Source organism: Amycolatopsis sp. QT-25, assembly GCF_029369745.1.
Taxonomy (GTDB): Bacteria; Actinomycetota; Actinomycetes; order Mycobacteriales; family Pseudonocardiaceae; genus Amycolatopsis.
The window spans coordinates 7633359-7653766 of record NZ_CP120210.1 but is presented as its reverse complement, the minus strand read 5'-3'; the positions used below and the strand labels follow the sequence as shown (position 1 = coordinate 7653766).

General features: G+C 68.8%; 25 protein-coding genes. 9 read left to right on the top strand and 16 right to left on the bottom strand.

All coding sequences use genetic code 11. The features are described from left to right. The first annotated feature begins 53 nt into the window (after positions 1-53). The 6 genes from P3102_RS36055 (at position 54) to arfB (ending at position 5184) form a co-directional block, all read left to right on the top strand. On the top strand, positions 54-932 hold the full coding sequence (locus P3102_RS36055) for a helix-turn-helix transcriptional regulator (protein ID WP_276365123.1): 879 nt from the start codon (positions 54-56) through the stop codon (positions 930-932). Between the two features lie 283 nt (positions 933-1215). Next, the gene (locus P3102_RS36050) at positions 1216-1455 is read left to right on the top strand and encodes a DUF397 domain-containing protein (protein WP_276365122.1); all 240 of its coding nucleotides are present in this window, start codon (positions 1216-1218) and stop codon (positions 1453-1455) included. Then, entirely contained in the window at positions 1439-1840 is a 402-nt protein-coding gene (locus tag P3102_RS36045) for a hypothetical protein (RefSeq protein ID WP_276365121.1), read from the top strand. Before P3102_RS36050 ends, P3102_RS36045 begins: the two co-directional genes overlap by 17 nt. A gap of 239 nt (positions 1841-2079) precedes the next feature. Continuing rightward, a complete protein-coding gene (gene purF / locus P3102_RS36040; protein WP_276365120.1) occupies positions 2080-3618 on the top strand; it encodes an amidophosphoribosyltransferase in 1539 nt (512 codons plus the stop codon). A 30-nt stretch (positions 3619-3648) separates the two neighbouring features. Further along, entirely contained in the window at positions 3649-4719 is a 1071-nt protein-coding gene (gene purM, locus P3102_RS36035) for a phosphoribosylformylglycinamidine cyclo-ligase (protein WP_276365119.1), read from the top strand. Positions 4720-4752: 33 nt separating this feature from the next. After that, positions 4753-5184 carry an alternative ribosome rescue aminoacyl-tRNA hydrolase ArfB gene (gene arfB / locus P3102_RS36030; RefSeq protein WP_276365118.1) on the top strand — a complete coding sequence of 144 codons (432 nt, stop codon included), beginning with the start codon at positions 4753-4755 and terminating at the stop codon, positions 5182-5184. Here arfB and P3102_RS36025 read toward each other — a convergent pair. From P3102_RS36025 to P3102_RS36010, 4 genes are all read right to left on the bottom strand, one after another. After that, positions 5173-5931, bottom strand: a complete 759-nt coding sequence (locus P3102_RS36025) for a GNAT family N-acetyltransferase (protein ID WP_276365117.1) — start codon at positions 5929-5931, stop codon at positions 5173-5175. The genes arfB and P3102_RS36025 overlap by 12 nt on opposite strands. Positions 5932-6268: 337 nt before the next feature. Further along, positions 6269-7168, bottom strand: a complete 900-nt coding sequence (locus P3102_RS36020) for a Gfo/Idh/MocA family oxidoreductase (RefSeq protein ID WP_276365116.1) — start codon at positions 7166-7168, stop codon at positions 6269-6271. A gap of 99 nt (positions 7169-7267) precedes the next feature. Then, positions 7268-8128 carry a 3-hydroxybutyryl-CoA dehydrogenase gene (locus tag P3102_RS36015; RefSeq protein WP_276365115.1) on the bottom strand — a complete coding sequence of 287 codons (861 nt, stop codon included), beginning with the start codon at positions 8126-8128 and terminating at the stop codon, positions 7268-7270. Positions 8129-8215: 87 nt separating this feature from the next. After that, positions 8216-8401, bottom strand: coding sequence for a DUF3073 domain-containing protein (locus P3102_RS36010; protein WP_007032561.1), 186 nt, complete (start codon positions 8399-8401; stop codon positions 8216-8218). 207 nt (positions 8402-8608) lie between these two features. On the opposite strand from P3102_RS36010, the gene P3102_RS36005 reads away from it, so the two are divergent. Then, positions 8609-9508 (top strand): hypothetical protein, encoded by a 900-nt coding sequence (locus P3102_RS36005; protein ID WP_276365114.1) that lies wholly within the window; start codon positions 8609-8611, stop codon positions 9506-9508. Here P3102_RS36005 and P3102_RS36000 read toward each other — a convergent pair. The 3 genes from P3102_RS36000 to P3102_RS35990 all read right to left on the bottom strand — a co-directional run bounded on the left by P3102_RS36000 (position 9505) and on the right by P3102_RS35990 (position 12711). Continuing rightward, a complete protein-coding gene (locus P3102_RS36000) occupies positions 9505-10446 on the bottom strand; it encodes an asparaginase (RefSeq protein ID WP_276365113.1) in 942 nt (313 codons plus the stop codon). The two genes, P3102_RS36005 and P3102_RS36000, sit on opposite strands and share 4 nt — an antisense overlap. Further along, positions 10443-11009 carry an aerial mycelium formation protein gene (locus P3102_RS35995; protein WP_276365112.1) on the bottom strand — a complete coding sequence of 189 codons (567 nt, stop codon included), beginning with the start codon at positions 11007-11009 and terminating at the stop codon, positions 10443-10445. Before P3102_RS35995 ends, P3102_RS36000 begins: the two co-directional genes overlap by 4 nt. A gap of 574 nt (positions 11010-11583) precedes the next feature. Next, positions 11584-12711, bottom strand: a complete 1128-nt coding sequence (locus P3102_RS35990) for a folate-binding protein (RefSeq protein ID WP_276365111.1) — start codon at positions 12709-12711, stop codon at positions 11584-11586. A 30-nt stretch (positions 12712-12741) separates the two neighbouring features. On the opposite strand from P3102_RS35990, the gene P3102_RS35985 reads away from it, so the two are divergent. Beyond that, complete coding sequence (locus tag P3102_RS35985) at positions 12742-13605, top strand: aminodeoxychorismate lyase (protein ID WP_276365110.1); 864 nt, start codon at positions 12742-12744, stop codon at positions 13603-13605. On the opposite strand, the gene P3102_RS35980 is transcribed toward P3102_RS35985, so the two are convergent. The 9 genes from P3102_RS35980 to P3102_RS35940 all read right to left on the bottom strand — a co-directional run bounded on the left by P3102_RS35980 (position 13589) and on the right by P3102_RS35940 (position 19513). Next, the gene (locus P3102_RS35980) at positions 13589-14002 is read right to left on the bottom strand and encodes a hypothetical protein (protein ID WP_276365109.1); all 414 of its coding nucleotides are present in this window, start codon (positions 14000-14002) and stop codon (positions 13589-13591) included. The genes P3102_RS35985 and P3102_RS35980 overlap by 17 nt on opposite strands. Next, the gene (locus P3102_RS35975; RefSeq protein ID WP_276365108.1) at positions 13990-14862 is read right to left on the bottom strand and encodes a biotin-dependent carboxyltransferase family protein; all 873 of its coding nucleotides are present in this window, start codon (positions 14860-14862) and stop codon (positions 13990-13992) included. The genes P3102_RS35980 and P3102_RS35975 overlap by 13 nt, the downstream gene beginning before the upstream one ends. Next, positions 14859-15470: a 5-oxoprolinase subunit PxpB gene (gene pxpB / locus P3102_RS35970; protein ID WP_276365107.1), complete on the bottom strand. Its 612-nt coding sequence runs from the start codon at positions 15468-15470 to the stop codon at positions 14859-14861. Before pxpB ends, P3102_RS35975 begins: the two co-directional genes overlap by 4 nt. Positions 15471-15478: 8 nt before the next feature. After that, positions 15479-16102: an FABP family protein gene (locus P3102_RS35965; RefSeq protein WP_276365106.1), complete on the bottom strand. Its 624-nt coding sequence runs from the start codon at positions 16100-16102 to the stop codon at positions 15479-15481. Positions 16103-16331: 229 nt separating this feature from the next. Continuing rightward, a complete protein-coding gene (locus P3102_RS35960) occupies positions 16332-16640 on the bottom strand; it encodes a DUF1416 domain-containing protein (RefSeq protein WP_125679653.1) in 309 nt (102 codons plus the stop codon). Further along, a complete protein-coding gene (locus P3102_RS35955) occupies positions 16640-17476 on the bottom strand; it encodes a sulfurtransferase (RefSeq protein WP_276365105.1) in 837 nt (278 codons plus the stop codon). Before P3102_RS35955 ends, P3102_RS35960 begins: the two co-directional genes overlap by 1 nt. 21 nt (positions 17477-17497) lie before the next feature. After that, positions 17498-17932, bottom strand: a complete 435-nt coding sequence (locus tag P3102_RS35950) for a DUF4395 domain-containing protein (protein WP_276365104.1) — start codon at positions 17930-17932, stop codon at positions 17498-17500. Between the two features lie 228 nt (positions 17933-18160). Continuing rightward, positions 18161-18583, bottom strand: a complete 423-nt coding sequence (locus P3102_RS35945) for a thioredoxin family protein (protein ID WP_276365103.1) — start codon at positions 18581-18583, stop codon at positions 18161-18163. A gap of 36 nt (positions 18584-18619) precedes the next feature. After that, positions 18620-19513 carry a DUF2993 domain-containing protein gene (locus tag P3102_RS35940; protein ID WP_276365102.1) on the bottom strand — a complete coding sequence of 298 codons (894 nt, stop codon included), beginning with the start codon at positions 19511-19513 and terminating at the stop codon, positions 18620-18622. A gap of 143 nt (positions 19514-19656) precedes the next feature. Between P3102_RS35940 and P3102_RS35935 the strand changes: the two genes are divergently transcribed. Then, a complete protein-coding gene (locus P3102_RS35935) occupies positions 19657-20403 on the top strand; it encodes a response regulator transcription factor (RefSeq protein ID WP_276365101.1) in 747 nt (248 codons plus the stop codon). The last annotated feature ends 5 nt before the right edge of the window (positions 20404-20408 follow it).

The following is a 20408-nucleotide window of genomic DNA, read 5'->3' as shown; positions in this document are numbered from 1 at the left end:
CAGTAATCGGCTTGATCCCCGGTGAGTGTCGTCTTACGAAAGGTCCCCGGTCGATGAACGCGGTCACCCCGCCCGGCGGTGAGCAGTCCCTGGGTCCCACCGCGCGGCGGATGATCCTCGGCTCTCAGCTTCGCCGGATGCGCGAGGACGCGGGCATCACGCGCCAGGAGGCCGGCTACAGCATCCGCGGTTCCGAGTCGAAGATCAGCCGGCTCGAGCTCGGCCGCGTCGGCTTCAAGGAACGCGACGTCGCCGATCTGCTGACCATGTACGGGATGACCGACCCCGGTGAGCGGCAGCAGTTCCTCGACATGGTCAAGGAGTCGAACGAGCCGGGTTGGTGGCGCCGCTACGGCGACCTGATGCCGAGCTGGTTCAACGACCTCGTCGGGCTCGAAGAAGCCGCGGCCCGCATCCAGGTGTGGGAGCCGCTGTACGTCACGGGTCTGCTGCAGACCGAGGACTACGCGCGAGCGATCATGAGCCACGGCCGCAAGGACATGGTCAACGAGCAGATCGACCGCCGGGTCGCGCTGCGGATGCGGCGGCAGAAGATGCTCTCCCGGCCGGACGCGCCGCGGTTGTGGCTGGTGCTCGACGAGTCGGTGCTCTACCGGCCGATCGGCGACCGTGAGGTGCTGAAGGCGCAGATCGACCATCTGCTGGAGATGATCCAGCAGCCGAACATCTCGGTACAGGTCCTCCCGTACGACCGAAGCGGCTACTCCGCCGACAGCGCGTTCTCGCTGCTCAGGTTCGCCGAAGAGGAATTGCCGAACATCGCCTACACCGAGTACCTGACCGGCGCGCACTACATCGACAAGCGCGAGGAGATCGAGCGGTACAGCCGGGCGCTGGACATGCTCGCGGTCGACGCGGAGACCCCGGACCGCAGCCGCCAGATGCTGATGAAGCGCCGCGCCGAAATCTAGGCCATTCATCGTCGTGGTGTTCTCCAGCCGTCGCGGAGACGGCCGGATTTCCTTGCCCGTAGCCGAAAGTTCGGCCACCAGCGGTAGTTGTTCACCCGCCGGCACCTGCGCTCGTCACTCTTCAGTGGGACGGCCAGGGCCCCGACTCCTCACTGCATGCGAATTCTGCAAAAACTTCTGCACGTGCATTTACCGCTGCAGTCACACGTGCTAACTTCGAGATCACAGGCAAATGCACATGCAGATGCATCGCCCAAGTCTTCTGTCGGGGAAGGTGGGGACAATGGCTGAACAGTTCGACAACGGCATCCCGGCCGATCGTCTTACCGGTGCCCAATGGCGCAAAGCCAGCTACAGCAACGCGATCGGCAACTGCGTCGAGGTGGCACCGCTCGCGTCCGGCGAGATCGCGATGCGCAATTCGCGCTTCCCGGCCGGGCCTGCCCTGATCTACACCCAGGCCGAGATGGCCGCGTTCCTCGCGGGTGCCAAGGACGGCGAATTCGATGACGTTCTCAGGTGACACCATCACCGCGGAAATCACCGACATCGAAAGCGGTCTGCAGGAACTGATCCACCGCGGGTACCAGTTCGTGCACCCGTGCGACGCGAACGGCGAGGTCTTGGCCGTGGTCGGCGTGCGAGTTCACGACAACGTGGTCGACGTGGTCCGGCTCAACGCCGAGGACGACGTCGTCGCGACCCGCATGCCCGGTACCGAGGAGGACATCCTCGAGCCCGAGGTCTGGCTGTGGCGGTCCGCCGGCGACGCGGCGACGGTGCTGACGGCACTACTCGCGCTCCCGGACGAGCGGACCCCCGGCTCACTGTTCCTCCCGGAGACCGCGGCCAAGGGCTGCTGGGTTCCCGGCCGCGGCGGTACTTCCAAATGGCTCGCCGCAGGCTGAATTTCGGTCCAGGTGGTGGACATACCGCTTCGCCCTTCGACTCCTAAGCACAGTCGATCGCCTCTGTCGAGGGGGAGCGGTCGGCTGGTCGGGGGTCGTGAGTGCCGGGCCTTGACACCCGCTCGTCACTCACGGTCATCGCTCGAAGCGTGTCCAGTGCCACGTCTCGCGCCGCGTTGATCTCTGGCCCACCGTTTACACTGGTGGTGGCCTGCCCTCTTCTCCCTGGGAGCACCTCGGTGGTTTCCGACCCGTCCCTCGCCGGACAGCCCGTGACCGACCAGCCCGATCCGGAACCCCGCGAGGAATGCGGCGTCTTCGGTGTCTGGGCGCCCGGAGAAGAGGTCGCGAAGCTGACCTACTACGGGCTCTACGCACTTCAGCACCGCGGCCAGGAGGCGGCCGGCATCTCGGTCTCCGACGGTTCGCAGATCGTCGTCTTCAAGGATCTCGGCCTGGTCAGCCAGGTGTTCGACGAACAGGTCCTGCAGTCGCTGCAAGGACATATCGCCGTCGGCCACTGCCGCTACTCGACCACCGGCGCGACCATCTGGGAGAACGCGCAGCCGATCTTCCGCACCACCGCCACCGGCAGTGGCCTGTCCTTCGCGCACAACGGAAACCTGGTCAACACCGCGGAACTGCGGGATCGCACGGTGGAAGCCGGGCTCAAACCGCACGCGGGCCTGACCGGCTCGTCCAGCGACTCCGACCTGGTGTGCGGGCTGCTCGCGGCCAATGCCGCCGACAAGGGCATCGAAGCCGCCGCGATGGACTTGCTGCCCACCCTCAAGGGCGCTTTCTGCCTGGTCTTCGCCGACGAGTCCACCCTGTACGCCGCCCGCGACGCGCACGGCGTGCGCCCGCTGGTGCTGGGCAGGCTCGAACGCGGCTGGGTGGTCGCGAGCGAGACGGCCGCGCTGGACATCTGCGGCGCGTCGTTCGTCCGCGAGGTCGAGCCCGGTGAGCTGATCGCCATCGACGCCGAAGGCCTGCGCTCCTCGCGGTTCGCGACGCCCGAGCCCAAGGGCTGTGTCTTCGAGTACGTCTACCTCGCGCGCCCCGACACCTCGATCGCCGGCCGCAGCGTGCACGCCACCCGCGTCGAAATCGGCCGCAAACTCGCCGCCGAGCATCCGGCCGACGCCGATTTGGTGATGCCGGTACCCGAATCCGGCACCCCGGCCGCGATCGGCTACGCCCAGGGCTCCGGCATTCCCTACGGCACCGGTCTGGTGAAGAACGCCTACGTCGGCCGCACCTTCATCCAGCCGTCGCAGACCATCCGCCAGCTCGGCATCCGCTTGAAGCTGAACCCGCTGCGCGACGTCATCCGCGGCAAGCGGCTCGTCGTGGTCGACGACTCCATCGTCCGCGGCAACACCCAGCGCGCGCTGGTCCGCATGCTGCGGGAGGCGGGCGCGCTCGAGGTGCACGTCCGGATCGCGTCGCCGCCCGTCCGCTGGCCGTGTTTCTACGGGATCGACTTCGCCTCGCGTGCCGAACTGGTGGCCAACGGCGTCGATCTCGACGGCATCCGCCGCTCCATCGGCGCGGACACCCTGGGCTACATCTCCCTGGACGGGCTGGTCGCGGCTTCGGAGCAGCCGAAGTCGCGGTTGTGCACCGCGTGCTTCTCCGGCGAGTACCCGATCGCGCTCCCCGAAGACGCGCTGATCGGAAAGCACCTGCTGGAGAGCATGGACTCGGTCAATGGCGCGGCGAAGCCCGTCAGCCCCGCCGGGTACGGTGCTGAGGACGCCATCCGGCGTCCCTAGCCCTCTCTTCCAGAGTTGGAGTCCGCTTCCGTGAGCGAGTCCACGAGCGCCACGTACGCCGCCGCCGGCGTCAGCATCGACGCCGGTGACAAAGCCGTCGAGCTGCTCAAACCGCACGCCGCGAGGGCCACGAGGCCCGAGGTGATGGGCGGGGTCGGCGGTTTCGCCGGGCTGTTCTCCCTGAAGCTGGACAAGTGGAAAGAGCCGGTGCTGGCCTCGTCGACCGACGGGGTCGGCACCAAGATCGCCGTCGCGCAGGCGCTCGACAAACACGACACCGTCGGCATCGACCTGGTCGCGATGGTCGTCGACGACCTGGTCGTCACCGGCGCCGAGCCGCTGTTCATGCAGGACTACATCGCCGTCGGCAAGGTCGTGCCGGAGAAGATCGCGGCACTGGTCGGCGGCATCGCCGAAGGCTGTGTCCAGGCGGGCTGCGCGCTGCTCGGCGGCGAGACCGCGGAGCACCCCGGCCTGATGGGCGAGCACGACTACGACCTCTCGGGCACCGGCATCGGCGTCGTCGAAGCGTCGAAGGTGCTCGGCCCGGAGCGGGTCCGCCCCGGTGACGTCGTCCTCGCGCTCGGCTCGTCCGGCCTGCACTCCAACGGTTACTCGCTCGCCCGGCACGTGCTGCTGGACATCGCGCGCATGCCGCTCGACGGGCACGTCGAGGAGTTCGGCCGCTCACTGGGCGAGGAGATGCTGGAGCCGACCAGGATCTACGCGAAGGACTGCCTCGCGCTGGCGGCCGAAGCCGACGTCCGCACGTTCGCCCACGTCACCGGCGGCGGCCTGGAGCAGAACCTCGCCCGGGTCATGCCGCGCGGCCTGGTCGCCCGGCTCGAACGCGGCACCTGGACCCCGGCGCCGGTGTTCGCGCTGATCGGCCATCGCGGCAAGGTCGAACGCGCCGAGCTGGAGAAGACGTTCAACATGGGCGTCGGCATGGTCGCGATCGTCGGCGCCGACGACGTCGACCGGGCGCTGGCGATGCTGACCGCGCGGCACGTGCCGGCGTGGATCCTCGGCGACGTGCAGCCCGCGGAGGACCCGGACGGCCCGCGCGCCGTGCTCTCCGGTGACCACCCGCGCTTCTGAATATTCCCTTGGTCCCGGTGGAACACTGGACCCGTGGCTGAGGACGTGGTGGTCGGTACCCGGTTCGTGATCCCGGGTGCCGAATTGAGTGAACGGTTCTCCCGGTCTTCGGGTCCGGGTGGGCAGGGCGTGAACACCACCGATTCGCGGGTCGAACTGTCCTTCGACGTGGCCGGTTCGGCGTCGGTCCCGGAACATCTCCGGGCCCGGATGCTGGACCGGCTTTCGTCGCGGCTGGTCGACGGGGTCGTCACGATCGCCGCGTCCGAACACCGCTCGCAGCTGATGAACCGGGAAGCCGCACGTGCCCGGCTGGTGATGCTGCTGCTGGACGCGGCGGCGCCCCCGGCCGCCAAGCGGCGTCCCACCAAACCGTCACGAGGTTCGAAGGAACGCCGCCTGGCCTCGAAGAAACGTCGCGGCGAGGTCAAGAAGTCACGCCGCGGCGGCTACTCAGACGACTGACAGGTGCACGCACTCGGCCGCGGTCTCGAAGCCGACCCGGCCGTAGACGCGTTCCGCCTGCCCGGCGCCCGGCGTCAGGAACACCGACCGGCCGCCGCGCGCGTGGGCTTCCCGCGTCAGGTACTCCGTCATCGCCGCGGCGATCCCGCGGCTCCGGTACTCCTCGAGCACCCCGATTCCGGCCACCTCCGTCGCGCCGTCGAGGATCGCGGTCGCGACCCCGCCACCGACGACCTCGCCGGTCTCGGCGACGGCCATCACCGAGAGGGTCTCGCCGCTCAGCTGGTCCGGCGACGGGTCGAGGTGCTGATCGGGGTCGGTCTCCCCGAAGGCCACGTTCTGCGCCCGGATCATCTGCCGGAGTTCGCCTTCGGTCTTCGGGGTGACCAGGCCGATCCCGGCCGGTCTCGGCTGTTCGACGACCTGCCCCGGAGTGCAGATCATCAGCGGGACCCGCCGCTCGAGCGTGTACCCGCACTCGACGAGCACGGCCTCGGCGGCCGGAACCGCTTCGGTGAGGAACTCCAGGCGCGGCACGAGCCCGCGTTCGCGGAACGCCTCGGTGAGTGCGGCGACGTCGGCCACGGTGGGGACGGCACCGTCATCGGGGATCGCGTAGTTGAGGAAGGGGCTGTCGGCCTCGCGGTAGTACGTGGCCAGGAACGGCCCGATCCGCTCGGTCTCCCGGAACTTCGCCGCGGTGAGGCGAATGTAGGACTGCAAAGCACGAATCGTCTCGGAAAGCACTGGAGGAAGGCCTTTCGGGCAGAAGAAAGAGACGCACGGGAGGACTCGCGTGCGCGGTGGAGCTGGCGGGTGCGCCGGCTAGCTCGTGCCGACGCCATCGAAGGCGTCAGGCATGAGGCATCCCTCTTTCTCCATACGTAGGGCTCTCACGATCACTCTCGCACGACGGTCAACCCCTTGTCGTGGCTGCGGACGCGCGATGCCGAATACCGCTCCAGGTGACCTTTCCGTGCTGGAACGTTCACGAAGGAGCCCTGTGGACAACCTGTGGATGATTTGCCCGAAACCGGAGGAAGCCGTTATCGCACAAGGTAAAGCCTTGTGGGTGACCTGTGTACTACTTGCCGTGTCCGGCGAGCTGCCGCGCGTGTTCGAGCAGTTTCTGCAGATGCAGACCGCGACGCACGTCACACGGGTGCGACGTCGTCCCACTCGCGGCCATGGCGGCGAAATCGTCCAGGAGCGCGGTGTACGCCTCGCCCGCCGCGCCCGGCTTGCGGCCCAAAGCGCGATAACCGTGCTCGCCGTAAACGACCACTTCGACGACCGTCGGCTGGATCGGCAACCGCAGCGACAGGGTCGCCGTACTGGTCGCCCCACCCTCGTGGGCCAACAGCACTTGCCACAGGTCGTCCTCGGTCCGGTGCGCGGCGAGCACGTCGGTGACCTCGCCGAGCGCCGCGTCCAGCAGGTCGAAAGCGTGGGGACCGATGTCGGCGAGCGCGCCGGAGTCGTGCCGCCACGCCGACGACTGATACTGACCGCCGAGCAGCGCGCCCGAAAGCCACCGCGCGCCACCGCCCCGCCAGCCGCCCGCCTCCTTGATGCCGTCGAGCCACTCGCGGGTCATCGGCGAGAAACGCAGGATCAGGACCACGAGCGCGGCCACCCCGGCGGCCTCCACCGCGTCCGCGAGCCGCCGCGCACCGTCGAGATCCGCGGCGATCGGCTTCTCCAGGATCAGGTGTTTGCCCGCCTCGGCCGCCTTGACCGCCAGCTCCGCCTGAACGGCGGGCGGCACCGCGAACGCGACCGCGTCCACCTGGTCGAGCAGCTCCTCGAAACTGACGGCGGCCTGCGCGCCATGTGCCTCGGCCAGCTCCTTCGCGGCTTCAGGACGCCTGGCCCAGACCGCGCGCAACGTGACTCCGGGGTGATCGGCGAGGCCCGGCGCGTGCACCGTCCTCGCCCACGGACCGGCACCGACCAAACCCACGCGCAACTGTCCCTGTCCCACGACCCCGAGTCTAGGACCCCGCAATCAGTCACCTGCTTGCGGTGCTCGCCCGTCTCGCCCGCGCAAATTAGGTGACCAATTGCGAAGGGGAGTGGGCGGTCAAGAGTAGCTGTAGAACCCGCGGCCGGTCTTCTTGCCGAGCAGGCCGGCGTCGACCATGCGCAGCAACAGCGGCGGCGAAGAGTACAGCGGCTCCTTGAACTCGGCGTACATCGAGTCCGCGATCGCCTTGATGGTGTCCAGGCCGATCAGGTCCGAAAGCCGCAGCGGGCCCATCGGGTGCGCGGTGCCCAGCTCCATGCCGCGGTCGATGTCCTCCGCCGACGCGAAACCCGACTCGATCATCCGGATCGCCGAAAGCAGATACGGCACGAGCAGCGAGTTCACGATGAACCCGGCGCGGTCCTGCGACCGGATCACCGTCTTGTGCAACGCCGTGGTCGCGTGCTCCTCCGCGCGGCGGGCGGTGTCGTCGCCGGTCAGCAGCGAGGGCACCAGCTCGACGAGCGGCAGCACCGGAACCGGGTTGAAGAAGTGGATGCCGATCACCTGCTGCGGGCGGCCGGTGGCCATCCCGAGTTTCATGATCGGGATCGACGAGGTGTTGGACGCGAACACCGCGTCCTCGCGCTCGACGATCTTGTCCAGCGACCGGAACACCTCGACCTTGGCCTGCTCCTGTTCCAGGATGGCCTCGATGACGAGGTCCCGATCGGCGAACTCACCGATCTCGGTGGTGAAGCGGAGCCGTCCGAACGCCGCGTCGGCGTCTTCCTGCGAGAGCTTCCCGTTCTTGACGCCGCGGAGCAGCGACTTCTCGATCCGCGCTCGCCCGGAGTCCAGCGCCGGCTGGTTCACCTCGGTGACGATCACGTCCAGACCGGCCCGCGCGTGCACCTCGGCGATTCCGGAGCCCATGAGACCGGCTCCGATGACGCCTACTCGTTCTACGTCGGACATGGCACCTCCTCGTTTTTGGGCAGCACGCGACACGCGAGGGTGATCACCGGGGCAAGCCCGGATCCACCCTCGCGTGTCACGCGTTGCTCAGCGGCGGTATTCGTCGTACCCGTCGTACGGGTCGTCGTCATACCGCTTGTCGTCCTCGTGCCTGTCTTCCGAGGAACTACTGGACAGCTCGCGCTGCAAAGCATCGAAGTCGGTTTCGTGCGAGCTGTACTTGAGCTCACGCGCCACCTTCGTCTGCTTGGCCTTAGCCCGGCCGCGCCCCATGGCTCGACCCCCTCGCACAGGGGCGGGGCGGCCGGGGGAATCGGCGGCCCCGCATCGTCTCGACAATTATTTCCTGCTGACACCGTACCGTGTCCGGGGGGTTGGATGCGACGTGGCACGGTGTGCCGGTGGCGACAGTGTTCACGGAACGCCGGTTACCGGCCGGTCGGTGGCGATAGTCGCAGGTCGGCGTGCCACGATGCTCGTGTGCCCCGTCCGTTCGCGGCTTATCTCCGCGTCTATGAGCCCCTGCTCGCGCTGGGGGATTCACCGGACGAACGCCTGCTCGAAGCCGTCGAAGCGGCTCGGCTCGATCGTTCGGCCGCGGGCGAGCGCGAGCAGGCACTGTGGCTCAAGTCACAGCACGTCGGACGGTTGCTGCCCGCCGAACTCGCGGACGGCAGGCCCGCGCCCAGTCTCGTCACCGACGTCCTCGTCCTGGATCCCGAAGACGTGCCCGAGGGCGAGCACGGCGACGCGGGCCCGGGACCGCTGATCTGCCCGATGGAGATCCGCGCCCGTTCGGCCGCGGCGCTGGTGACCTTCCTCGGCGACGCGCATCCGGCGCTGCAGAACGCGGTGCTCGACGCGGCCGGCGCGTCACTGGACACGATCCGCTCGCGGGCGAAGTCCGCCATCGGCGACCTGTCCGCTTCGGCTTCGCACACGCTCTCGACGACGTGGACCGTCCCGCTCCCGTGGTTCGTGCTGTTCGACCCCGGGATGCGCCGGGTCGAACTGGGAAAGGGGCGCGACGACCCCGAGCGCGAAGTGTCGTGGCGGGCGTCCATCGCCGACGCGCGGCATCGCGCCCGCGAAATCGGAGACCTGCTGGAAGCGACCTTCGGCGACTCGGGGCCCGGACGCGTGCTGCTCGAAACGCGACGCTGGCTCGACAGCTTCCACCCCGGCTCCGCGGTCGAACTCGACTACGGCGGTCTCGTGCAGCTTTTCGCCGACTCGATCCTCCAGGCCGACACCACCGCCGAAGAAGTACATGACATCCTCGACGCGCTTCGCACCGGCAATGTCGACGAGCTGGCGGAACTGTTCGCCGACCTGCGGGACTTTTGGGGCGACCTGGCCGAGCGGGAACGCGCGAACTAGCCGAAGAGGCCGCCGACGACCCTCAGCTCACCGACCCGTTTCCCGCCACCCAGAACGGCGTCACGCGCGAGGTCCGCGGCTTCGTCGCCAGGGTCGATGCCGAGGTGACGCAGGGTCGCGAGCAGCAGCGGAATCCGGGCGCGAGCGGCACCGTCGTCGATCTTCACCGCCAGCGCCGTGCCGTCCGGCAGGGCGAACGCGTGCACGCCCTCGGCGCCGCCCTTCACGAGCAGGCCCTCGATGTTCCGCATCAGCACGGTGTCCTCGCGGCCGGTGCCGGCGACTCGCCACGGATGCGCGCGGACGGCGTCGGCGACACGGCGGTCCGGCCCGCCCATCGCGGTGACCAGCCTGCCGAAGGACCGGGCGAGGCCGGTGAGGGAGAACGCGAACAGCGGGGCGCCGCAGCCGTCGACACCGACCGTTTCGATCGTCTCGCTGGTGAGGTCGGCGACCGTTGCCCGGACGACCTCCTGCAGTGGATGGGTCGCGGCCGCGTAGTCCTCGGTCGGCCAGCCGAGCTGCACGCAGGTCATGAGCATGGCGGCGTGTTTGCCGGAGCAGTTCATGGCGGCGCGGCGTTTCCCGGCCGCGGCCAGCATGCTCGGCTCGTGCAGTGGGAACGCGGGCGGGCAGGCCAGCGCGTCCTCCGTCAGCCCCGCGCGGGAAAGCATCGACAAGACGCCTTCGACGTGGCCGGGCTCGCCGTTGTGCGATCCGCAGCCCAGCGCCAGTTCCTCGTCGCCGATCGTGAGGCCGGCGCGGAGCATCCCGACGGCCTGCAGGGGTTTGTTGGACGAGCGCGGATAGACCGGCCGCTCGACGTCGCCCGCGGCGAACCGCACCGACCCGTCAGGTGCGGTGACGACGAGCGCGCCGCGGTGCGTGCTCTCCACGAAATCGGACCGGACGACCTCGACCAGGACGGGATTCGTCACTCGGACCCGCCGCGTTCGGTGTCGAGCAGGTCGTCGACCGAGGCCGTGCCCTTGCGGTACCGGGTCGCGATCTCGGCGTTGATCGTGTCCATCACCTCTTGCACCTCGCGACGGTACGAAGAGACGGAAACCTCTTCGTCGGCGTACCGGTTGAGGGCGTTGATCAGCTTCTCGTCCGACAGCGTGCTGACGTCGGAAAGATCCGTGTCCCCGATGAGCGCCTCGGCGAACCGCCGATGCTCCCCGGCGCGCGAGGGCTCCAGCCGCTGATGCCTGCCCGAACCCGTGGCCGGGCCGATCGCGTTGTCCGCCAGGATCGCGGCCAGCCGCTCGACGACGCTGCTTTCGTCACCACCCGAAGTCCGGCGCCGCTGCTCGGCCCGCACGATGTCGATCCGCGCGTGCAGCAGCCGCCGCAGATACGACAGGTCGGTCTCCTCCTGCGCGGCCTCGTCACGGCGCTCGCGCAGCACGGAAAGGGTCAGCTCGCCGAGGTCGCTGAGATACCCAGGGCCGAGCACGCGGTCGATACGACGGCGACCACCGGGCCGGACTTCGATCACGCGCTCAGCTTATCGCGCTCCAGCGAAAATGTTCCGCAGGGAGCGATACCACAAGCGGCTCCGTCCCTCCCGAGCCCCTCCGATGCCGGCGCCGCTCTTTCGGTTCCTTCCAGAGCGCGCCCCCCACCCGTCCCGGGGGCGGCCCCTGGTCCAGTCTACCGGGGGTGGAGGCGGAAAAGTGCTGGTGGGCGAAGTTGTCCACAGGTGGATGGTGTTGTGGACAACTTGTGGATAGGTGAGGGCGAGTGCGGCCGGGGAGTACATGAAGGCTCCCTTTATTGCGTCTAGCGCAAGGAAGGGGGCCTTCACGTACTTGGGCCGCGAGTGATGGGCGAGATTCAAGCGTTCAGGGAGTCCCTCACCCGCAGTCGTGTGACCAGTGGGACCACTGTGATTGGTGAGGTCCAGGTGACGCGCCCCAAGTCCGTGAAGGCCTCCTTGAGGGACCCAGAGTCCCTCAAGGAGGCCTTCACGGACCATGCCACCAAAGGCACAAAGTAGTGAAGGGCGTCTTCCTTACCTTCAAGGTAGGCAAGGAAGCGCACCGGAACGCGCCAGGACAGCCGGAGCCCGCTCAACCTCGCAGTCGCTGTGCCGCTTCCCGGCCAGGAGCCGGAGCCTCGCCCGGCACGGAGTCCGGGTCGATGGCCGCCTGCACGACGCGATCCTCGGCACCGACCAGCAGTTCCGCGCCCGGCTGCGTGGAGCGTTTGACCAGCGCCAGCGCGATCGGACCCAGTTCGTGGTGCTGCACCACGCTGCCGACGCGGCCGATCGTCCGCTCGCCCAGCAGCACCGGGTCGCCGGTTTCCGGGGTGATCTCCGGCGAACCGTCCAGGTGCAGCAGCACCATGTATCTCGGCGGACGCCCGACGTTGTGGACCTTCGCGACGGTCTCCTGCCCGCGGTAACAGCCCTTCGCCACGTGCGCCGCGGAGTCGACCCAGTTCACTTCGTGCGGGATCGTGCGATCGTCGGTGTCGAGGCCCAGTCGCGGCCGCAGGGATTCGACCCGCAGCGCGTCGAACGCCCAGCTGCCCGCAGGGCGCGCACCCGCGTCGGTCAGGCGGCGCCACCAGTCGGCGAGTTCGGCGCGGGGCACGGCGAGGTCGACGCTGTGCCGGCCGGGCCAGGGCATCCGCCGCGCGAAACCACCGGGGATCGGCACGACCGAGTACGGATCCGAGCTCACCGAAACGCCCACGGAGGCCAGCACGCGGTCCGCTTCGGGACCGAGGACGGTCAGCAGCGCCAGTTCACCCGAGACATCGCGGATGTCCACTTTGGACCAGAACTTCATCGCTTCGAGGTAGTCGCGCAGGGTCTGCTTGCCGCCGGACGGCAGCGCGCTGGTGGCCGTCGCGCCCCGGTCGCTGTCCAGCCACACCGTGCCGTCCGCGTGCGCGACGACCATGTGGGTGTCGACGCGGCCGTGGCTGTCCAGGACGAGCGCCTCGGTGCCGGTGCCCTCGGCGAGGCCGGTGACGTGCTGCGAGATCACCAAATGCAGCCAGGACAACCGTTCTTCCCCGGTCACGGCCAGGATCTCGCGGTGCGAACGGTCGATCACGACCGCGCCGCGCGCGGCCGTCCGCTGCTCGGCGAAAGGATCTCCCCAATGCCACGGGACACCCTCTTCGGGATGCCCGTCGGGAGCCGCGATCGGTCCGGGAAGGTCGAGCAGAGGGGAGCGGTAGGGCATGAAACCCATGCTAGTGAGTACCGTGTCCCCATGCGCGTGCTTGCCTTTCTCGACGGGACCCTGGCCGACCCCGAAGCCGCTCATCTGCGGGTAGACGATCTCGGGTTGCTTCGCGGTGACGGCGTGTTCGAGACGATCCTCGTCGTCGACGGACGCCCTCGTGAGCTCCGCCCGCATCTCGAGCGGCTGGCTCGTTCGGCAGCCATGCTCGACCTGCCGGAGCCGGACCTCGCGGACTGGGAGCGCGCCGCGCGGACCGTCATCGACAATTGGTCCGGCCCCGCCGAAATCGCGCTGAAACTGGTGTACACCAGGGGAATCGACGGCGATCCGGAAGCGAAGCCGTTCGGGTTCGCGCTCGGTGTGGAGATCGACGAGAAGGTCCAGCGGGCCCGTGTCGAAGGCGTCGCGGCGATCACCCTCGAGCGCGGTATCGAACCCGAACTCGCCGAGCGCGCGCCGTGGCTGCTGCTGGGCGCGAAGTCGATTTCGTACGGCGTCAACATGGCCGCGCTGCGGGAGGCGGGCCGCCGCGGGGCGAGCGATGTGATTTTCACCGCCGCCGACGGTTCGGTCTTCGAAGGGCCGACGTCGACGGTCGTCCTCGCGAAGGACAGGACGCTCTACACGCCGCCGGCGACCATCGGCATCCTGCCCGGCACGACACAGGCGGCGCTGTTCCGGGGCGCCGAGCGGGCGGGCTGGTCGGTCGAGGTCGAATCGCTCAAGGTCTCGGACCTGACCGGTGGCGAGGGGCTGTTCCTCGCCTCGTCGGTCCGCAAGCTGACCAGGGTGCACACGCTCGACGGCGTCGCGCTCACCGACTCCAGCGCGATCCACGCCGAACTGGCCGCCGCGTACGAGAGCGAGTATGCGATCAGCCGAGCGGGCTGATGATCAGCAGGTGCGGCAGGATCGCTTCTGCGCGGTAGGCCGCGATCTTGTGGTGCCCGTCGAGGATCACCGCCGCGTCGGTGGTCTCCAGTACGACCGCGACCGGCCGGTACCCGCTCTTGATCGCCGTCCGGTAGTAGCCGACCCGGGACTCGTCGGCGGGCGGCCAGTCGGCGCTCGGGGTCAGGTAGCGGTCCTGATCGAGCCGTTCGGGTCCGGTGACCTGGTATTCGCCGTCGGCGAAGAGATCGAGAAGCGGGCGAAGCGTGTCGCCGAGCGGACGCCGCATCTGACCGGTGGCCAGCGCGATCCGCAGCGACTGCGGGAGTTCGGGTTGGACGGGGACCGAAGTTGTGTCGATGACACCTGTGCCACCGTCGACCGTTACCTGTTCCACATCTTCGTGGACGAGTGAAAGCGGAGAAGGGTTCCGGGTCGGGCCTGCGCGAGGGCCGGGAGTGACGCCCGTCTCACCACGGCCGCCACCGGATAACCACCGGTAGTTGGATGATCCGCCAAGAACACCACCGGCAATCCGTCCGGCGGCACCTGAACGGCGCCGGTCAGCAGGCCTTCGCTCGGCAGTTCCCGCGTCGCGTATTCGTCCCGGCGGGTCAGCGCGGGCCCGTCGAGCCGGAGTCCGACGCGGTTGGATTCGGCCGTCACCGTCCAGGTCTTCGCGAGTCCGGGCGCCAGATCTTCGAACCAGTGCGCCCGCGGCCCCGGATCGACCGGTACGACCAGTTCCGCCGGAGCCACCGCGGGCAAGACGACGTCGGCGCCTTCGGACACAGAAGGCGCGCCGAGAGGGAGGACGTCGCCCGCCTTCAGCGGCGCGGGTCCGATCTCCGAAAGGACGTCCCGCGACCGGCTGCCGAGTTCCGCCTCGACGGTGATCCCGCCGGAGGCCGCCAGGTAGCACCGCAACCCGGTGGCGGGTGCGCCGATCGCCACGACCTGGCCCGCCGCCAGCCACACCGGCGCGTGCGAGCCGACGGCGCGGCCGTCGACCTCGACGGTGACGGCCGGGCCGGTCACCGCGATCGTGCAGGACGTCGTGGCGCGCAGTCGCAGTCCACCGAGCAGGCACTCGACGCCCGCGGCGTCCTCGGCGTTGCCGACGAGCCGGTTGGCCAGTTTCAGCGCCGGGACGTCCAGCGCGCCGGACGGCGGGACGCCGAGATGCGCGTAACCGGGCCTGCCGAGGTCCTGGATCAGCGCGAGCGGGCCGGTCCCGACCACTTCGAGCGCCCTCATCCGGCGCTCCGGAACCGCACCCGGTCACCGGGCGACAGCAGCGCGGGCGGGTCGGCGCGCGGATCGAACAGGACGGTCCGGGTGTGGCCGATCAGCCGCCAGCCACCGGGTGAGACCCGCGGGTACACGCCGGTGAACTCGCCCGCGATCCCGACCGAACCCGGCGGCACGCGAGTGCGCGGAGTCGCCAGCCGCGGCTGCCGGAGCGGTTCGGGAAGCCCTCTCAGGTAGCCGAATCCGGGTGCGAACCCGGTGAAGGCCACGGTGTACACGGCGCCGGTGTGCAGCCGGACGACGTCCTCGATGGACACTCCGGCGTCCCGCGCGACGAGTTCGAGATCCTCGCCGTCGTAGGTGACGTCGAGCGTGATCTCCCGTGGTTCGCCTTCGGGCGGATGTGCGAGGTCGGCGTCCGCCAGCAGGTCACGGGCGGCCGCGAGGGCACCGGAGCCCGGGATTTCCACCACGAGCAGGCTGCGGGCGCCGGGGACGAGCTCGGCGATCCCAGGCGGGCGCGCGAACGAAATCGTCGCGTGTGCCGCGATCGTCTGTGCCGGGGAATCGCAGTCCAGCAGGGCGGCGTGCTCGCCGTAGGCACGCCACCGCACGGGAAAGGTCAGCCCACGACGCGACGCAGCAGCGCCGACGTGTGCGGCTGGAGTTCCTGGCCCATCATGGCGCGCTCCTCGACGTAGCCGAGTTCACCGTTCACGATGCCGTAGAGCCGCTGCGACGCCGTGACGTCCTTGGCCGTCGACGTGCGGACGACCGCGTCGGTGCCCAGCTCCCAGGCGGGAACCGACGCCTTGCCACGCGGTTTGCCGTAGAAGAGCTCGATGATACCGGTGTTGTGGGTCAGCAGCAGTTCGATCGTGTCGTCGGCCTGTGGACGCCAGAAGCCGGATTCGCGTGCCGCCGGACGGATGACCTTGCCGTCCTCGTCGAGTAGCCACGCGCGGGCCTCGTGCGTGAGGAACGGGCGGCCGTCGTGCGCGATGGTCAGCTGCATGCCGAACCGGTACGGGCCGTCGATGGTCGGGTAGTCGACCTCGCCCTCGCCGCGCCAGACGCCGACGAGCGGCAGAAGCGCCAGGCAGGCGTCGTTGAGGTTCGCACCTTCGCGCAGGTTCGCGGTGTCACCCGGGATGGGCATGTCGTCTAACTGCGGAAGGTTCCGGTCGCGCGTGTTCTCCGCGCGCTTCTCCGCGGCCTGGATGGCCTCGTCGCCACTAGCCGTCATGGGTCAGCGCTGGTCCGCGTAAAGCCGGTAAACGACGTACACGGCGAACCAGGTGATCGCGATGCCGGCGAGCACCAGCAGGGTCGTAAACAGGATCTCCACGTCCCGCACTTTAGTCGCTGCCTGCCCGGACGGGCCTGCCGAGGTCACGTGGCCGTGCCCACACGTACATGAAGGCCCCCTTCCCGCACCCAGGCGCACGGAAGGGGGCCTTCATGTACTTGAGTCGTCAGGCGACCGAGATCGCCAGCTGGTGCACGCCCGGACCCTGGGCGGTCACCGAGGCTTCGCCGTTGCCGGAACGGTGCAGCGCGCGCACCGTCCAGTCGCCGGGGGCGGCGTAGAAGCGGAAGTCGCCGTCGGCCGACGAGACCACCTCGCCGGTGAAGTCACCGCCGCCGTCCAGCAGCCGCACGAAGGCGCCGCCGACGGGCCCTTCCGCACCGGTCACCTTGCCCGCCAGCACGACCTGGCCGCGGGTGTCGTAATCGGCGGGCGTGGCCTCCTGGGCCGGTGCGCCGCAGCTGTCGTCAGCCATCACTTGGCTCCCAACTCGACCGGCACGCCGACGAGCGAGCCGTATTCCGTCCACGAACCGTCGTAGTTCTTCACCTGGTCGTAGCCGAGGAGCTCGTGCAGCGCGAACCACGCGATGGACGAACGCTCACCGATCCGGCAGTACGCGATCGTGGACTTCGACTCGTCGAGGCCCTCGTCGGAGTACAGCTCCTTGATCTCTTCCTCGGTCTTGAAGGTGCCGTCCTCGTTGGCGACCTTCGCCCACGGGACGTTCAGCGCGCCCGGGATGTGGCCGGGAACCTGGGACTGCTCCTGCGGCAGGTGCGCCGGGGCGAGCAGCTTGCCGGAGAACTCGTCGGGCGAACGCACGTCGACGAAGTTGCTGGAACCGATGGCCTGGACGACCTCGTCGCGGAACGCGCGGATCGAGAGGTCCTGCTCCTTGGCCTGGTACCGGGCAGGCTCGCGCTTGACGTCCTCGGAGCTCAGCTCGCGGCCGTCGAGTTCCCACTTCTTGCGGCCGCCGTCGAGCAGCTGCACCTTCTCGTGACCGTAGAGCTTGAAGTACCAGTACGCGTACGCGGCGAACCAGTTGTTGTTGCCGCCGTAGAGGATCACGCGGTCGTCGTTCGAGATGCCCCGCTCGGACAGCAGCTTCTCGAAGCCCTCCTTGTCGACGAAGTCGCGGCGGACGCCGTCCTGCAGGTCCTTGCGCCAGTCGAACTTCACCGCACCGCGGATGTGTCCGTTGTCGTACGCGGTCGTGTCCTCGTCGACCTCGATGAACACGACACCCGGGGTGTCCAGGTTCTCCTCGGCCCACTGGGTGGTGACCAGGACGTCTTCACGACTCATGGAGCTGACTCTCTTTCTGGGTTAGGACGCGCGAGGGCTGGGGCTGAAACGTTTGATGAGCAGGTACATTTCGCAACCGAGACAGAAGTCGAACGCCGCGTTGAGGAAGGCCGCGAACAGCGCGAACGCCGTCGCGACGAAGCCCAGCGCGGTCCACCCGGCGGCGAAGCCGACGGTGCCGACGACGGCGAAGACGAACCCGACGGCCTGCGCGAACCGCAGCGGGGCGGCGTCCTCGCGTTCGGTCGCCGGGCCGAGCCGCGGTGCGACCAGGTAGCGGTAGAGGAGGGAGTACGGCGCCGGCTTGAGCCCGACGAAGGCCCCGATCGCGAACACCACCGCCTGCGCCGCGAGCAGTGGCCACCACTGGGTGATGAGCACGACCGCGAGCACGATCGTCGTCAGGATGGCGGCGAAACGCGGACCACGGGGGTCGACGGCCGGTCCTGCGGACATGGTTCCTCCTGCGAACGAGAGGGAAAGGTGCGTGCCGGACGGGCACGCGCAGGCATCAGGGCGCGCTCAGCGAGCCGGACACAGGCTGCTGCGAACGCGGCACAGGTCCACTGCGCGGCGCTGGGTCAGCAAGGTTCGGGGCAGCCTGTTCACGGGCACGAGGGTACGCAGTGCTCCCTCAGGTTGGGAACCGTGTTCACACCTTGGGACGCTTCCCGAAATTCGGGATCAGGCGTTCGCGAGGTGGGGTTTCAGAGCTTCCAGAAGCTCCTGACCTCGGGGAACGCCGCCGACGCGGAAAACCTCCCGGCCGTCCGGAGTCAAGGCCAGCGTCGTCGGAGTCCGCAAGATCGAAAGCGCCTTGGCGACTTCGGGGGTCTCGGTGACGTCCAGATCGACATGCGTGAGGCCGTCGGTCTTGTCCGCGAGAGCAGACAGGATGACGCGGGTGTGGCGGCACGGCGCGCAGAACGTCGTGGAGATCTGGACCAGGGTGACGCCTTCGGGCGCGAGGGCGGCGGAGACGCGCTCCGGCAGCTTGGCCACGTCAGAAGCCTTGGCGGCCCTGATGCGGCCGTTGCGTGCTCGCAGCAGCGCGCCCGCCACACCGCCTAGCACCAGGACGCCCAGCAGCACCCACACCCCGGTCATCCGGAATCACCTCTGTGTCGAATCCCTTGCGTCGAATCACCCTTGCGGCTTCGCCCCGTTGAAGGCCACGTTCTTGCCTTCACCCTTGATGGTCACCGAACCGCTGTTCACGCGGACCGACGTCGGCGTCACCGAGAACGGCATCGCACCGGTGTCGATGGTCGCGTTGAAGTTCGGCAGCAGCACGTTCTGTACCGCTTGGGGAACGACGGTGGTCTCCTTGTCGTTCCCGAATTGCAGTCGCTTCGGCTCGATGCTGATCTTCTGACCCTTCAGTTCGATCATCGCGAAACAGAAGATCTCCACCTTCTGCCCGGCGATCTGCACGTTGCCCGACAGCCGGATGCCCGCGCTGGAGCTGTCGATCGGTTCGCCCTGGGCGTTGGTGGTGGGCGGGGTCGTCTCGCCCTGACCGTTCTCGCCGTTGCGGACGTAGTCCTCGGTGACCGGCTCGATCCTGAGGTTCTCGATCTTGTCGAGCGGGGCCTGCTTCGCGATGTCGGAGGCCTTGACGGTCACTTCGCCTTTGAGCGTGCCGATGACGATCGACTTCGTGTTGCCGGAAGTCAGGTCCGACAGCGGCGCCGTGACGTCGGTCATGTCCGCGTTGAAGTCCACGTCCCGCAGCCTCGGCGGGACCGCGACGCCCTGGGCGTTGATGGTGATGTGACCGTAGTCACCGGAGAGAGCCTGCGTCAGGAACGGGAAACCGTGCACCGTGACGGCCGGATCGTTGGGGATCGCCAGCTGTTCGCGGGTCTTCTGGGAGATCGTGTGCTCGGCGAACGCGGCCGCTCCGAAATCGGCTCCGACCAGCAGCACCACCAGCACGGCAAGGGCGATGAGCCAGCCCCGGCCACGGCGCTTTCCTCGCTTGGCGGGCCGGCCGGGGGACGGTCGGTCGTCATGCGCCACGGGCCTGCTCACCATTGCTTCGAATCTCCTTCGTAACCCTCTTCGGCCAGGTGTGATCGATCCAGCACGGGGTAGGTCCTCGGCTGTTCACCCGCTATTCTCACCAAGCACCGGCGGTGGCCACGTTCGAGGCGACCACGACTGAAGGCGGTGCGGCGATGAGCCTGGACCTTCTGGTACTGACCCCGGAAGCGGATGCCACCACGGTGCTGCCCGCCCTGGATCTGCTGCCCCACACCGTACGCGTCCGTGCTCCGGAAGTGACCGCGCTGCTCGACGCGGGCCACCGCGACGTCATCGTCCTCGACGCCCGCAGCGATCTCGCCTCCGCGAAGAGTCTCTGCCGTCTGCTCAAGGGCGCCGGTGAGGAGGAGACCTCCACGCCGGTCATCGCCGTCGTCGGCGAAGGCGGGCTGGTCGCGGTCAGCGCGGAATGGCGCACCGACGACATCCTCCTTCCGACCGCGGGTCCCGCCGAAGTCGACGCCCGCCTGCGGCTGGTCACCACCCGCGAGGGCGCGGCCGCGCAGGTCGACGCCGAACTCCGGGTCGGCGAACTGGTCATCGACGAGGCGACGTACACCGCGAAGCTGCGTAAGCGCACTCTCGAACTCACCTACAAGGAGTTCGAACTCCTCAAGTACCTCGCGCAGCACGCCGGCCGGGTGTTCACCCGCGCCCAGTTGCTGCAGGAGGTCTGGGGTTACGACTTCTTCGGCGGCACGCGCACGGTCGACGTCCACGTCCGGCGCCTGCGCGCGAAGCTGGGGCCGGAGCACGAGCAGATGATCGGGACCGTGCGCAACGTCGGTTACAAGTTCGAGCGGCCCGCCAAGGGCACCGCCGCCGCGGCCAAGCAGCAGGCCGTGGCCCCGGACGCGAGCGTCTACGAGTCCGCGCACTGAGCCCC